The following is a 13,690-nucleotide window of genomic DNA, read 5'->3' on the forward strand; positions in this document are numbered from 1 at the left end:
GCCATTGTCTGTGTGCGCGAGGATGTGGGTCGCCACAATGCATTGGATAAGCTGATCGGTGCGATGCATACCGCGCACATAGACGCCAGCGACGGTTTCGTCGTTATCACCAGTCGCGCAAGCTACGAAATGGTGACCAAGGCGGCGGTGGCCGGCATCACCATCGTCGTCGCCATTTCCGCACCGACCGCGCTGGCGGTGCATCTTGCCAGCGATTGTGGCGTCACCCTGATCGGGTTTGCCCGGCCCGGGCGATTCAATGTTTATAGCCGGCCGCAGCGCATCATCTGAAGGGCGCTTCGAAAGGGCCTTTCAGCTTCGGCGACGGCGCAGGCTGTCTTTGACGTCGACATCGAAACGAACCGTGGTGGCAACCGTGTCGTAACCGGGAATGTCGAACACGAGGCCCTCCTTGCTTGGCAGGCGCGACTGCAAGGCAGCCAGTTCGGTCACCGGGACCTTCAGTCGCCACTCATGGGCATTGCCCTCGAGCGTGCACGAGGCTGCCTCCGTGGCGTCGACCGAATAACGCATGACAAAGGCCTTGCCGAAGGCCGTCGAGCCGAGCAAGGCGATGTTGCCGAGCAGCTCCCCGAGCTCATCCTCGTCGATCCGTACGCGAACCGTGTCGTTCTCCAGCTGTACCCTCATGCGTTCGCCTCGCGCCATTCGTCAGGGGTGTTGCAGTTAGCCAGAAGGATCGGGTCCAGCCCGCCCAGAGGCAGTGTGGTCGTGCCGATGCGCGTCTGCAAGGCAGACACCGAACAGTCGCGACCGGTCAGCGTCATCATGCCAATGAGCGCGTCGCGTGTCGTGGCGTCGAGCGTCAGTCGCATCGGCAGCGGATGCCCCGCCCATCGCGTCGCTCGCTGGCGACGCTCGGTCAGCAAGGGCAAGAGCACGGCGCTCCCCATCCGTGGCATGTCCACCGGGACCACCAGCAGCTCGGCATCGGGAAGCACCTCCGCGGCGCTGGCCATGCCGCCGACCGGTCCGGCCGCCGGCCAACGGTCGGGGATGCCGCCAGAGCGCGAGCCGCTCACCGCCACCAGGCCGGCACCCATGCTGCGCAAGGCACGTGCGGTCCGGTCGAGCATCGTCACGCCGTCGATCACCATCAGCGCCTTGTCCTCACCCATGCGAGACGACAGTCCGCCAGCGAGAATCAGGCCGATGATCATGGCGCGTCGACGGGATCGAGTGGCCACGCATCAGCCGACGCCGTGTACACATCGCTCGCGGACAGCCACGTGTTCGCACGCGTATACGGCTGGATACGATAGGCCGCCTGCGAGGGCGTCATGCGGGCGACGGCGAGCCCCTCTTCGTCACGCGAAATCTCACCCAGTCCGAAGTGCTGCATGCCCTCGCGCACGACCGATGGCGCTTCCAGACGCACGCGCAATGGCCGCTCGGGCGGCAGCCCCGCCATCGCCCGCAGCACCGGCGCCACGAAGAAACGGTAGCCCACGGCCACGGCGATGGGATTGCCCGGCAAGGCGATGACGAGTGGCCCGTTGTCGAAGCGCACCACCAGCAAGGGCTTGCCCGGCCGTATGGCGACTTTGTGAAAAAGTTCACGGGCACCCAGCGACGCGAGTGCGGCTGGCACGAAGTCGAAACGTCCTGCGGACACTGCGCCGGTGGTCACGATCAGGTCGGCATGGCCGGCCAGGGCATCGCGGATCGCGACATGAAAGGCATCACCATGATCGGCAACCCGCGTGCGGCCGATCGCCTCGACACCCCAGCGCGCGAGGCTCGACGCTAGAAACGGTCCGTTGGAGTCGTGGATGCCGGCCAGCGGGAGCGGGCCACCCGCGTTGAGTTCGCTGCCGGTGTTGACGATGGCCACGCGCGGACGTCGCACGACGTCGAAGCGGTCGATGCCCAGGGCAGCGAGCAACATGATCGCCGCAGGATCGACGCGCCTTCCGGCAAGCAAGGCGACATCGCCCACCTCGATGTCACTACCGGCATGACGCACGTTCTGTGCGCGACGCTCGTCCGCAAGGAAGCGCACGCGATCGCCCTGGCGCTCGGTGCGCTCCACGGGCACGACGGTGTCGAAGCCCACCGGCATGCGCGCCCCGGTGGCAATCTCGCAGGCTTCCGCGTCGGGGTAGTCATAGGTATCGTCACCGGCCGCGTGCATGGCGGCAACGGCATAGGTGGATTCGGCAGGAATCGTTTCGCCTGGCGCGCGCACCGCATAGCCATCCATGGCCGCGTTATCGAAGCCCGGCAAAGAAGCGGGGCTGATGATGTCACGTGCCAGAAAACGTCCCGGTGCGGCGTCGATGCCGACGCGCTCACCATCGAGCGCGTCGGCTTCACCTAGTAACAGGGCCAGTGCATCGGGGTAGGAAATCATGGGTGAAGCGTAACCCGGCGGAGCCTCGCCATCACCCATCACGTCACGCCATCTTGCGCGACGCCTCCTGCACGGCCGCCGGGCGGTAGGCATGAAACGCCACCGTGGCCGAAGCGCGGCCCTGGCTCAACGAGCGCAGCGCCGTGCTGTAGCCCTCCAGCTGGGCGAGCGGCACATCGGCCTCGATCTCCGTGCGCTCCTGCGTGTCGGTCAGATTGACGATCTGGCCACCACGACGCTGCAGGTCGCCCAGCAGGTCGCCCACCGCCGAACCCGGCGAACTCACCGAGACGCGCATCACCGGCTCCAGCAATACCGTGCCGGTCGCCTCCAGGGCCGCCTTCACACCGATCTGCGCGGCACGATGGAACGCCATCTCGTTCGAATCGACCGCGTGGGCCTGGCCGTCCGTGACCGCGACATGCGCACCGACCACCGGATAGCCACGCGGGCCTTCGATCAGGGCCGACAACACGCCCTTCTCCACCGCCGGCTGGAACTGCTTGGGAATCACGCCGCCCGTGGTCTTGTCCTCGAAGCGGTTGGTCTCCTCACCGGTCGGCGTGACCGAAAGCACCACGCGCGCATACTGGCCACTGCCGCCCGTCTGCTTGGCGACCTTGCCTTCCACGGAGCCTGACGCCGAGGCCGGGGTTTCCTGATAGGCCACACGTGGCGAACCGGTGCGCACCTGCACACCCCACTCGCGACGCAGACGCTCCACCATCACTTCCAGATGCAGTTCACCCATACCCCAGACCAGCGTCTCGCCGGTGTCCGGATCGGTACCCACGCGGAAGGACGGATCCTCCTGCGCAAGGCGCGCAAGCCCGTTGCCGAGCTTGAGCAGGTCGGCCGAACGTTCCGGCGAAAGACGCCACGACAGCACCGCCGGCTGCGCCTGGATGGTTTCCAGACGCAATGGGTGATGCGAGTCCGTCAGCGTTTCACCGGTGGCGACGTCCTTCCAGCCCGCGATCGCAACGATGTCGCCCGCCTCCGCGGCGTCGACCGCTTCGGTGTCTTCGGCGCGCACCACAGCAAGACGGCCGATACGCTGCACGCGATCCGTGCCGCTGCGCCATACCGCGTCGCCAACGTGCAGGCGGCCCGAGTACACACGAACGAACGCCAGGGGGCCGTGCGCCTGGTTGACCACTTTGAAGACCAGCGCAGCGAATGGCGCGTTCGCATCGGGCGCCACCGTTACGTCACCGTCGTCGGTATGTGCGACCACCGCGGGGCGATCCAGCGGCGACGGCAGGTAGGCGACGAAAGCGTCGAGCAGCGGCTCGATGCCAACGTTGCGGAATGCCGAGCCCGGCAGCACCGGCGAACCGGCGCGCGCCAGCGTGCCGCGACGCAGGGCAGCCGTGAGCGCGGCCGCGTCGATCGGTTGATCGGCGAGCCACAGTTCGGCCAGCACCTCATCGCGATCGGCCACCGCGGCGACGAGATCGGCACGCGCGCCCGCATGGGTCGCACGTTCGGTGTCATCCCATGAGTGGATGCTCGGCGTGCCGGCATCGTCGAAGCGCCAGATCCGTTCGCCAACGAGGTCGACCAGACCCGTCATGTGCTCGCCCTCGACGATCRGGCGCGCGACGACCCACGGATTCGCGCCGAGTTTGTCGCGCATCTGTGCGACGACGGCATCGAAGTCCGCGCCGGGGCGGTCCATCTTGTTGATGAAGGCCATCAGCGGCACGCCGTGACGACGCGCCTGGTGCCAGACGGTTTCCGATTGCGGCTGCACGCCAGCGACCCCCGAGAACACGGTGACCGCGCCGTCGAGCACGCGCAGGGAGCGCTCCACCTCGATGGCGAAGTCGATGTGGCCGGGCGTGTCGATCAGGGTCAGGCGATGCGGCTGGCCGCCGTCGGGCGTCCAGTTCGCGCGCACGGCCGCGGCGCCGATCGTGATGCCACGCTCGCGCTCGAGCTCCATGTGGTCGGTGGTGGTGGCGCCGTCGTGCACTTCGCCGGTGCGATGGATCGTGCCGGTCTTGAAGAGCAGGCGTTCGGTGAGCGTGGTCTTGCCGGCATCGACGTGCGCAATGATGCCGAGGTTGCGCCAACGGCCGACGGGAATGGTGGATTCGCGGGTGGTGGTACTCATGGCTAACGGTTCCTGATGGGTCGCCAGGGGCTCGATGGTTCGTCGAGCGAGGCACTCCCCGATCCTGTTACCGCCGCCCCTGGCTGAGCGGGACGGTCAGGATCGAGGGTCGCGGCTGTTCTTCATGGCACGCTGCTCCGGTGAGGACGTTCAGATTCGAGGCAAAAAAAAGCACCCTCGCGGGTGCTTGTCGTGTTCTTCGAGGCCGGAGTGCCGTTACGTGAACGACACGCCGCCAGGCATGAGACGCGCGCACCCGCGACGCGCCCATGGGGCGATCGGTGTGACGAACATCAAATCATGCTTGCAGCGGAACATGGCTGGGCTCTCTTGGTGAGGGGGAGATGCTACGCCCCGCCGGTGAGGGCCGGCAAGGTCGTCGCGTCTTCGCTGGGCCCTAGTTAGGGACGCCCGGGCAGGTTTCAAGGGGCGGCAGCCGCCTGGAATACAAAGAGGCCCGCAACGAATTAAACAAGTTTCATTTTCCGCTCCCGTTTTAGGGATCACACTTCCGGCAGTCCTAACCGGAGCTCCCCATGCGCTACGTGAAACTCGGCCGCACCGGCCTCGATATCTCCCCACTCGTTCTCGGTTGCATGACCTACGGCGTCCCCGACCGCGGGAACCATGCGTGGACGATGGACGAAGAGGCGAGCCGCCCGTTCATCCGCAAGGCACTGGATCTTGGGATCAACTTCTTCGACACCGCGAACGCCTACTCCGATGGCACCTCGGAAGAAATCGTCGGCCGCGCGCTGAAGGATTTCGCGCGACGCGATGAAGTGGTCATTGCCACGAAGACCTTCTTCCATTGGCGGAAGGGACCGAACGGCGGTGGTCTTTCGCGCAAGGCGATCTTCCACTCGGTGGACGACAGCCTCGCTCGCCTGGGTACCGACTACATCGACCTGCTGCAGATTCATCGCGCGGACCACACCACGCCGGTAGAGGAAACGCTGGAAGCACTCCACGACCTGGTCAAGGCGGGCAAGGTGCGTTACCTCGGTGCCTCGTCGATGTTCGCCTGGCAGTTCGCGAAAATGATCTACACCTCACGCCTGCACGGCTGGACCGAGTTCGCCAGCATGCAGGACCACTACAACCTGCTGCAGCGCGAAGAAGAGCGCGAGATGATTCCCTTCTGCGAAGACCAGGGTATCGCCGTCCTCCCGTGGAGCCCGCTTGCGCGCGGCCGCCTCACGCGCGACTGGGACCAGAGCAGCACGCGTCAGGAGAGCGACGTCTTCGGACGCACGCTGTACAACGCCACCGAGGATTCGGACCGCGCCATCGTCGAGGCGGTGAAAAAGGTCGCGGAACAACGGGGGGTGCCGCGTGCACAGGTCGCGCTGTCGTGGGTGGCGCATCGTTCCGGCGTCACGGCACCGATCGTCGGCGCCTCGAAACCGCACCATCTCGACGATGCGGTCGCCGCGATCGACCTGGTGTTGTCCGACGAAGAAACGGCGACGCTGGAAAATGCGTACGGCCCGCACCCCGTCGCCGGCTTCGAGTAGCCGCCACTCTCTTGCTTGGTAGGAGCCGATTCATCGGCGAAGGCCGCGGCAGCGGCCACCCGTTGGCGGGGCTGTCGCGAGCACCCATTCGCCGATGAATCGGCTCCTACGGCGGAGCATGAAGTACTTGACATGTGTGTGTATGCACGATCAGTATAGATCCATGGCTACCCGTAACGACTTCTGCAACTGCTTCGCCGCCCGTCAGGCGGCGCGGGCGCTGACGCGCTCCTACGAGCGCCACCTGGCACCCAGCGGCTTGACCAGTTCGCAGTTCTCCATCCTGGTGGTACTTGAAGACCGCCCAGGGATCGGCATGCGCGACCTTGCCGAGGAGATGGTCATGGACCGGACCAGCCTGGTTCGTGCGCTTAAACCCCTTCAGCGCGATGGTTTGATCGCCGTCGCGGCTTCGACGGAAGACCCGCGCCAGCACGTCTACGTACTCACTCCGGCAGGTCTGGCCAAGTCGGCCCAGGCGGGTCAGTTGTGGGCGGAGGCTCAGGCCGAGTTCGTCTCGAAGTTCGGTGGCGAGTCTGCTGCCGAAGCCGCACGCGACGCATTTCATCGCATGGGTCAGATGGGCTGACCTTTTTTTGCCTTTAAAAGTGCATACACACATCCACACAGGATCACCACTCATGAGCAGCAACATTCTCGGCACAGCCCTGGTCACCGGCGCGTCCTCAGGCATCGGCGCGGTCTACGCCGACCGCCTTGCGCGTCGCGGTTACGACCTCATCCTTGTCGCACGCAGCAAGGACAAGCTCGACACGCTGGCGAAGCACATCACGAACGCCACCGGCCGGAACGTCAGCATCGTGGCCGCGGACCTCACGCGGGACGCCGACCTTCACCGCGTCGAGCAGGTCATCGGTGACGCAACGGACCTCACCCTCTTGGTCAATAACGCCGGCGTGGGCGCGACTGCCCCACTGCTGCAGGCGGACATCGGCAAGATGACCGATCTCATCACGCTGAACGTGACCGCTCCGACCCGCCTGGCGTACAAGGCCGTGCCGGGCTTCGTTGCACGTGGCAAGGGCGCCGTGATCAACATCGCTTCTATCGTTGCCATCGCGCCGGAGCTGCTCAATGGCGTATACGGCGGAAGCAAGGCATTCGTGCTGGCGCTGAGCCAGTCAATGCATCACGAGCTCGCCGATAAGGGCGTCAAGGTACAGGCCGTCTTGCCGGGCGCGACCGCGACCGATTTCTGGCCGGTTGCCGGATCCGCCGTGGCGAATCTTCCGCCGGATTGGGTGATGAGCGCCGAGGACATGGTCGATGCGTCGCTGGCTGGTTTCGACGCGGGTGAACTGGTGACGATTCCTTCGGTGGAAACCACGGCGCTTGTCGATGCACTGGAAGCGGCGCGTCGTGCCTTGTTCCCGGAGCTGTCGAAGTCGGTGCCGGCGTCGCGGTATGGCGTCAGGGCGAAAGTCGCGGCGTAAACGCGAGCACCCATCGCCGATGAATCGGCGAACGCGCGTCTGCGGGCCTACTTCCGCAGACGCCGCGCAATCGCCTGCTCGATAACATCCGCCGCGACACGCGCACCGTTCTCCGCACGAATGACCACCGCGGCACGCTGCGCTCGCGACGCGACACCCTCGTCGCTCAACAGCGCGCGCAATAGCGTCGTAGCCGCGTCTGCGCGATAGCGCGACGCGGGCAACACATCGCCCACGCCAAGGCGGACGATCCGCGCCGCGTTGTCCGGCTGGTCGAAGCCATGGGGCACGACCAGCTCGGGGCAGCCCGCGCGCAACGCCTCCTGCGTGGTTCCGATCCCGCCGTGATGYACCACCGCCGCCGCGCGTGTGAACAGTGCGCCGTGCGGTGCGTACTCCGCTGCGAACACCTCGCCGGGTAACGTGACGGGCAGGCGCGCACGCATCTCGGGCGATCCTGTCAGGAGTACGGCGCGACGACCCAGCGCGGCCGCCGTCGTCATGCTTTCGCGAAGGAAGGCCTCACCGGCGTGCACCGCGGCCGAGCCAAGGGTGAACACCAACGGAGCGTCCCCGGCATCGAGGAACGCGGCCAGATCTGGCGGAAGCACATCCCCCGACGGCACGTAGCGGCAATAGCCCGTCGCCACGGTGTGTGCGGGCGAATCCGGTGGTGGGCGGCCCAGCAAGGGCGAGTACATGGCCAGCACGCCATCGCGCGCGTGCTGACCGCGATGAAACGGATCGCCCCACGCGGACACCGTTGCGAGCCCCAGCGATTGCCGGAAGCTTCGCACCGCTTTCGTCCAGGGCGAGGTTACCGTTTCGCCGATGCGACGCACCCAGGCACCACGCCGGGGCGACGATCGCAGGAACCGGTCCAGCCACTCGATGCCCGTGGCGGGTGGATCGAAGGCAGAAAGAAAGACGGCAGGCGACAGCGCCGCCGATAGCCAGGTGATCCGTCGGGTCTCGCCAAGGATCTGTCCGGCGAACGCCAGCGTGGAGGTGACGATGGCATCCGCATCGGCACAAACGGGCGCGAGCGCCGCATAGCTGCTCGCGACGTCCGCGGCGGCGAGGTCGCGAACCACGAAGCGCGGTCCGCGCCAGGGATGAAAGGCCCTCGCCGCGAACGCCGCCTTGTCTTCGGGCTCGGCGATGCCGCTGGCGAGCACGAAATCGAGCCCCGCCTCGCCCACGGCGTCCCGATGAATGCCGTGGGCGCCAATCGTCACACGATACCCACGCTGCCGAAGCTCCCGCCCCGCGGCCAGAAACGGGAAAAGGTCGCCCTGCGAGCCGACCGTCGCCATCACGATGTGTCTTGCGGTCATGTGGCGCTCCCTGGGTGTCGGCACATGGTCGCCGCCAGGATGTCGAGGCGATGCATCGCCATCGATTGACTTCAGGCGTCCATACGGCTAATTTTCCGCCCGTTAGCGGTCTTTATCTCTTTATTCGAATAGAGAGATAAAGCCAAGAGGGAAGCCGGTGTCAATCCGGCGCTGCCCCGCAGCGGTATGTGGAGACGAGTCCGTCACAGGCACTGGATCGAACGGGATCCGGGAAGCGACGAACAAGGCGGCACCAGCCCGGTGCCACATCCACGAGCCCGAAGACCTGCCGCCGACCGGACCGTTCGCGCCGTCATGGGCGCGGACGGTCCGCCCGACCTGGATGGGCGCTCCGCAAGGGGCGGCATCCGGTTCGCCCGCGGGGGCGAAGGTCGACGGCTAGCCTGCATGACGCCCCACGCCTGCCATGCCTCGTCGCGGCAGTCCGCGTGCGTTCGCGACCAGCCGCCCTTCCCTCCTCTTTGCCACGAAGAGGAATTATCCATGCCACACGTAACTTACCCGGGCTTCCCCCGCATCGGCCGACGCCGCGAACTCAAGCGCGCCCTCGAGAGCCACTGGAAGGGAGAAAGCCGCGCCGACGAACTGCTCGCCGTCGCGCGCGAACTGCGCCAGCGCCACTGGAAGCTCGCTCGCGACGCCGGGGCCGACAGTGTCCCGGTAAACGACTTTTCCCTCTACGACCACGTGCTCGACGCGGCCGTGCTGGTCGACGCCATCCCCGCGCGCTACCGCGAACTCGCCTCCCGCGACCCCCTGGCGGGCTATTTCGCGATGGCCCGCGGCCATCAGGACGGCGATGTGGATCTGCATGCCCTGGAGATGACCAAGTGGTTCGACACGAACTACCACTACATCGTCCCGGAGCTCGAGGCGGGACAATTCTTCACGGCACGCCCGGACAAGGTCGTCGCCGAATACCGCGAGGCCATCGCCGCCGGTCACGTCGCACGCCCTGTCCTGCTCGGGCCCGTCAGCTTCCTGCGCCTGTCCAAGACCGTCGATGGCAGCGATCCGCTGGCTCTTCTCGACGCCCTGTTGCCGGCATGGTTGAGTGTCGTCGATGCCGTCGCAGCGGCAGGCGCCGATTGGGTGCAGGTGGATGAGCCGACGCTCGTGCTCGATCTGGACGCGGAGTGGCGCGAGGCTTTCCGGCGCACCTACGCGGCTATCGCCGCACACGGCCGCGTGCGCGTCCTGCTCGCCACCTACTTCGGTGAGCTCGGTGCCAATCTCGAACTTGCCACATCGTTGCCGGTTGCCGGCCTGCACGTCGATCTTGCCCGTGCGCCCGACCAGCTGGACGCCGTACTCGATGCCCTGCCGGCCGACCGGGTCCTTTCCGCCGGCGTCCTCGATGGCCGCAACATCTGGCTGAGCGATCCGGCGACCATCCTTCCCCGCGTGGATCGCCTGCTCGCACGCCTCGGCAGCGATCGCCTGTGGCTGTCGACGTCGTGCTCCCTGCTGCATGTGCCGATCGACGTTTCCGAAGAAAAGCACCTGCCGTCACACCTCGCCGAATGGCTGTCGTTCGCGCGGCAGAAGATCGCCGAGCTGCGTCGCTACGCGGATGCCGTCGCGGGCGACGAAGCCGCGCGGAAAACGCTGAATCGCCAGCACGAGATCGTCGTCGGCCGCCAGAGCTCTGGCGAGGTAGTCCGTGCCGACGTTCGCGCCCGCGTACGCCAGCTCACCCCACAGTTCGGCCAGCGTCGTTCGGCCTTCGCCTTCCGCGCGGCCGTGCAGCGTGAGCGCTTCGACCTTCCCGACCTGCCGACGACGACGATCGGCTCGTTCCCGCAGACCAACGACCTGCGTATCGCCCGCGCCGCCCACCGTTCGGGCAAGCTCGACGACGATGCGTACACCGGCATCCTGCGCGACGAAGTGCGGCGTGTCGTTCGCTTCCAGGAAGAGGCCGGCATCGACGTGCTGGTGCACGGCGAGCCTGAGCGCAACGACATGGTCGAATACTTCGGCGAGCAGCTGGCCGGTTATGCGTTCACGTCGCTCGGCTGGGTGCAGAGCTACGGCTCGCGCTGCGTCAAGCCGCCGATCATCTATGGCGATGTAGCGCGTCCCGCACCGATGACCGTGGCGTGGTCGGCGTATGCACAGTCTCTCACCGACCGACCCATGAAGGGCATGCTCACCGGCCCGGTAACGATGCTGCAGTGGTCGTTCGTGCGTGACGACCTCCCCCGATCGGACGTTTGCCGGCAGATCGCCCTGGCCTTGCGCGACGAAGTGCACGACCTCGAGAAGGCCGGCATCGGCATCGTCCAGATCGACGAACCGGCGTTGCGTGAAGGTCTGCCGTTGCGTCGCGCGGAGTGGGACGCCTACCTGGCATGGGCGGTCGATGCGTTCCGCATCACGGCCGGTGGGGTCAGCGACTCGACCCAGGTGCACACCCACATGTGTTACTCGGAGTTCAACGACATCATCGAGGCCGTGGCCGCCATGGATGCCGATGTCATCTCGATCGAGACCAGCCGGTCGCGCATGGAGTTGCTCGACGCGTTCACCCGCTTCAAGTATCCCAATGGGATCGGTCCGGGTGTCTACGACATCCATTCACCCCGCGTGCCGACCGAGGTCGAAATGGCCGACCTGCTCGCCCGGGCCCTCCAGGTGCTCCGACCCGACCAGCTCTGGGTGAACCCCGACTGCGGATTGAAGACCCGAGGCTGGCCCGAGGTCTCCGAGGCCCTGAAGGGCATGGTGGCGGTGGCGAAGGCCGCCCGGGAGCGCCTGGCCGCCGTGGCCTGACGGCACCCGCCTGGTAGGAGCCGATTTATCGGCGATCCCGCGCCATCGGGCAACGCCCTGGCGCCCCCGGATCGCCGCTGAAGCGGCTCCCACCAGGCACCGCGCAGCCGTTCGGACGGCCCGGGCGCCTGAACATCCATGCAATCGTCACCACCCCGGCGTACCCTTCCCTCTGCAAACCCGGCAAAGGCCGTGTATCATGGCGCGCCCCCATTTATCTCTTTATCCGTAAAGAAGGATATATACCTGCGATGAGCAACTTCCTCTTCACCTCCGAGTCGGTCTCCGAAGGCCATCCGGACAAAATCGCCGACCAGATCTCGGACGCCGTTCTGGACGCCATCCTGGCCCAGGACCCGCGTGCCCGCGTGGCCTGCGAGACGCTGGTGAAGACCGGCGTCGCCATCGTCGCGGGTGAAATCACCACCAGCGCCTGGATCGACCTCGAAGCGCTGACCCGCAAGGTCATCCTCGACATCGGCTACAACTCCTCGGAAGTCGGCTTCGACGGCGAAACCTGCGGCGTGCTGAACCTCATCGGCAAGCAGTCCCCGGACATCAACCAGGGCGTGGACCGCAAGAAGCCGGAAGAACAGGGCGCTGGCGACCAGGGCCTCATGTTCGGCTATGCCACCAACGAGACCAGCGAATACATGCCGGCGGCGATCCACTACGCCCATCGCCTCGTCGAGCAGCAGACCAAGGTCCGCAAGAAGAAGAACTCGCCGCTGCCGTGGCTGCGCCCGGATGCCAAGAGCCAGGTCACCCTGCGCTACGAGAACGGCGAAGCCGTCGCCATCGACGCCGTCGTGCTCTCGACCCAGCACGATCCGGACGTGAAGCAGAAGGACCTCATCGAAGGCGTGCGCGAGCTGATCCTCAAGCCCGTGCTGCCGGCGAAGCTGCTGCACAAGGGCACCAAGTTCCACATCAACCCGACCGGCAAGTTCGTCATCGGTGGCCCGGTGGGCGATTGCGGCCTGACCGGCCGCAAGATCATCGTCGACACCTACGGCGGCTGGGCCCGTCACGGTGGTGGTGCGTTCTCGGGTAAGGATCCGTCCAAGGTCGACCGCTCGGCTGCCTATGCCGCGCGTTACGTCGCCAAGAACATCGTCGCGGCCGGCCTCGCCGACCGTTGCGAAATCCAGGTCAGCTACGCCATCGGCGTCGCCGAGCCGACGTCCATCTCGGTGACCACCTTCGGCACCGGCAAGATTGCCGACGAGAAGATCGAGAAGCTGATCCGCAAGCACTTCGACCTGCGTCCGTTCGGCATCATCAAGATGCTCGACCTGGTGCACCCGATGTACCAGCAGACCGCTTCGAACGGTCACTTCGGCCGCAAGCCCTACGAGATGACCGACAAGAACGGCAACACGTTCACGGCGTTCTCGTGGGAGAAGACCGACAAGGCCGAGATCCTGCGCGATGCCGCGGGTCTTGGCGTGAAGGCTGCTCGCGGTAAGTAAGCGGTTCGCGACAGGTGACACGAAGACGGGCGCCAATTTGGCGCCCGTTTTTTTTGTGCCGTGCGAGCGTCAGGACGGTTGTCGGCGACATCGTGATCCCTCAGGCGGCCGTTCGCGAGGCAGCAAACCAGCTTCTCACGTCGGCAACCACGGCGGCCCGATGGAACTCGTCACTGAAGGCACGCTGCGGAACCACCATGGCGTTTCCGTTGGCTCCTACGATGACCAAGCCTTCAGGCGTCTCCGCCATGCCGCGGATTTCCTTCCAGGGCTTCGACCCGGACTTGCGTCCAATCGTGGTGGACCATCCCTCGGGCGTCAGGTGCAACGTGCGCTCCTGAGGCTTGAACATGATCTGGGGAAATGCCGCGAGGCAGATAACGACGACGGGGAGCCAAACCGCAAACCACAGTGCCATCGACACCAGTGTGTTGTTGCTGCAAAGCCAGGCAAGGTCGGCGGCGACAATCACATGGATCACCCAGAACTTCTTTCTCCAGGCGCGCCAGTAGATCCGCCAGATCTCGACGCGAGACGAGCGGTAGCGCAACGTATGCGTGTCGTTGTCCGGCACGATGTCCATGGTCGTCATAGGCCCCTCCCCAGGCAGCATCGTATCCG

The 13,690-nt window shown here is 66.0% G+C and carries 12 protein-coding genes and 1 riboswitch; of the genes, 6 read left to right on the forward strand and 6 right to left on the reverse strand.

What is annotated here, in order from left to right; genetic code table 11:
- Positions 1-291, forward strand: a 291-nt coding sequence (locus tag AC1DSN_RS03270; RefSeq protein WP_477329563.1) for a formate dehydrogenase accessory sulfurtransferase FdhD, incomplete at its 5' end; no start/stop codon positions are given.
- 21 nt (positions 292-312) lie between these two features.
- Here AC1DSN_RS03270 and AC1DSN_RS03275 read toward each other — a convergent pair.
- Genes AC1DSN_RS03275 through fusA form a run of 4 tightly spaced genes read right to left on the reverse strand, consistent with a single transcriptional unit; the run spans position 313 to position 4,493 of the window.
- Entirely contained in the window at positions 313-651 is a 339-nt protein-coding gene (locus tag AC1DSN_RS03275) for a hypothetical protein (RefSeq protein WP_213949701.1), read from the reverse strand.
- Complete coding sequence (mobA, locus tag AC1DSN_RS03280; RefSeq protein ID WP_477295936.1) at positions 648-1,181, reverse strand: molybdenum cofactor guanylyltransferase; 534 nt, start codon at positions 1,179-1,181, stop codon at positions 648-650. Before mobA ends, AC1DSN_RS03275 begins: the two co-directional genes overlap by 4 nt.
- On the reverse strand, positions 1,178-2,374 hold the full coding sequence (locus AC1DSN_RS03285) for a molybdopterin molybdotransferase MoeA (RefSeq protein ID WP_477295937.1): 1,197 nt from the start codon (positions 2,372-2,374) through the stop codon (positions 1,178-1,180). Before AC1DSN_RS03285 ends, mobA begins: the two co-directional genes overlap by 4 nt.
- A gap of 43 nt (positions 2,375-2,417) precedes the next feature.
- Complete coding sequence (fusA, locus tag AC1DSN_RS03290) at positions 2,418-4,493, reverse strand: elongation factor G (protein WP_477329566.1); 2,076 nt, start codon at positions 4,491-4,493, stop codon at positions 2,418-2,420.
- Positions 4,494-5,029: 536 nt separating this feature from the next.
- Between fusA and AC1DSN_RS03295 the strand changes: the two genes are divergently transcribed.
- From AC1DSN_RS03295 to AC1DSN_RS03305, 3 genes are all read left to right on the forward strand, one after another.
- On the forward strand, positions 5,030-6,010 hold the full coding sequence (locus AC1DSN_RS03295) for an aldo/keto reductase (protein ID WP_477298229.1): 981 nt from the start codon (positions 5,030-5,032) through the stop codon (positions 6,008-6,010).
- A gap of 163 nt (positions 6,011-6,173) precedes the next feature.
- On the forward strand, positions 6,174-6,599 hold the full coding sequence (locus tag AC1DSN_RS03300; protein WP_477298231.1) for a MarR family winged helix-turn-helix transcriptional regulator: 426 nt from the start codon (positions 6,174-6,176) through the stop codon (positions 6,597-6,599).
- Between the two features lie 52 nt (positions 6,600-6,651).
- Positions 6,652-7,464, forward strand: a complete 813-nt coding sequence (locus AC1DSN_RS03305) for an SDR family NAD(P)-dependent oxidoreductase (RefSeq protein WP_477298233.1) — start codon at positions 6,652-6,654, stop codon at positions 7,462-7,464.
- Positions 7,465-7,511: 47 nt separating this feature from the next.
- Here the strand turns inward: AC1DSN_RS03305 and AC1DSN_RS03310 are convergent, their stop codons facing one another.
- Positions 7,512-8,801, reverse strand: coding sequence for a glycosyltransferase (locus AC1DSN_RS03310; protein ID WP_477329568.1), 1,290 nt, complete (start codon positions 8,799-8,801; stop codon positions 7,512-7,514).
- Positions 8,802-8,890: 89 nt separating this feature from the next.
- Positions 8,891-9,109, forward strand: a riboswitch (cobalamin riboswitch).
- 196 nt (positions 9,110-9,305) lie between these two features.
- Between AC1DSN_RS03310 and metE the strand changes: the two genes are divergently transcribed.
- A complete protein-coding gene (gene metE, locus AC1DSN_RS03315; RefSeq protein WP_477297454.1) occupies positions 9,306-11,597 on the forward strand; it encodes a 5-methyltetrahydropteroyltriglutamate--homocysteine S-methyltransferase in 2,292 nt (763 codons plus the stop codon).
- Between the two features lie 251 nt (positions 11,598-11,848).
- The gene (metK, locus tag AC1DSN_RS03320) at positions 11,849-13,069 is read left to right on the forward strand and encodes a methionine adenosyltransferase (protein WP_477329570.1); all 1,221 of its coding nucleotides are present in this window, start codon (positions 11,849-11,851) and stop codon (positions 13,067-13,069) included.
- A 100-nt stretch (positions 13,070-13,169) separates the two neighbouring features.
- Here the strand turns inward: metK and AC1DSN_RS03325 are convergent, their stop codons facing one another.
- Complete coding sequence (locus AC1DSN_RS03325) at positions 13,170-13,661, reverse strand: YcxB family protein (RefSeq protein WP_477329572.1); 492 nt, start codon at positions 13,659-13,661, stop codon at positions 13,170-13,172.
- Positions 13,662-13,690 lie beyond the last annotated feature (29 nt).

The sequence above is a fragment of the Luteibacter sp. P4_D7_3 genome (assembly GCF_056401735.1).

Excerpts from the sequence above, each read along its gene's own strand:
- AC1DSN_RS03275 (WP_213949701.1), bottom strand. The coding sequence starts at position 651 with ATGAGGGTACAGCTGGAGAACGACACGGTTCGCGTACGGATCGACGAG.
- mobA (WP_477295936.1), bottom strand. The coding sequence starts at position 1,181 with ATGATCATCGGCCTGATTCTCGCTGGCGGACTGTCGTCTCGCATGGGT.
- AC1DSN_RS03285 (WP_477295937.1), bottom strand. The coding sequence starts at position 2,374 with ATGATTTCCTACCCCGATGCACTGGCCCTGTTACTAGGTGAAGCCGAC.
- AC1DSN_RS03295 (WP_477298229.1), top strand. The coding sequence starts at position 5,030 with ATGCGCTACGTGAAACTCGGCCGCACCGGCCTCGATATCTCCCCACTC.
- AC1DSN_RS03300 (WP_477298231.1), top strand. The coding sequence starts at position 6,174 with ATGGCTACCCGTAACGACTTCTGCAACTGCTTCGCCGCCCGTCAGGCG.
- AC1DSN_RS03305 (WP_477298233.1), top strand. The coding sequence starts at position 6,652 with ATGAGCAGCAACATTCTCGGCACAGCCCTGGTCACCGGCGCGTCCTCA.
- metE (WP_477297454.1), top strand. The coding sequence starts at position 9,306 with ATGCCACACGTAACTTACCCGGGCTTCCCCCGCATCGGCCGACGCCGC.
- metK (WP_477329570.1), top strand. The coding sequence starts at position 11,849 with ATGAGCAACTTCCTCTTCACCTCCGAGTCGGTCTCCGAAGGCCATCCG.
- AC1DSN_RS03325 (WP_477329572.1), bottom strand. The coding sequence starts at position 13,661 with ATGACGACCATGGACATCGTGCCGGACAACGACACGCATACGTTGCGC.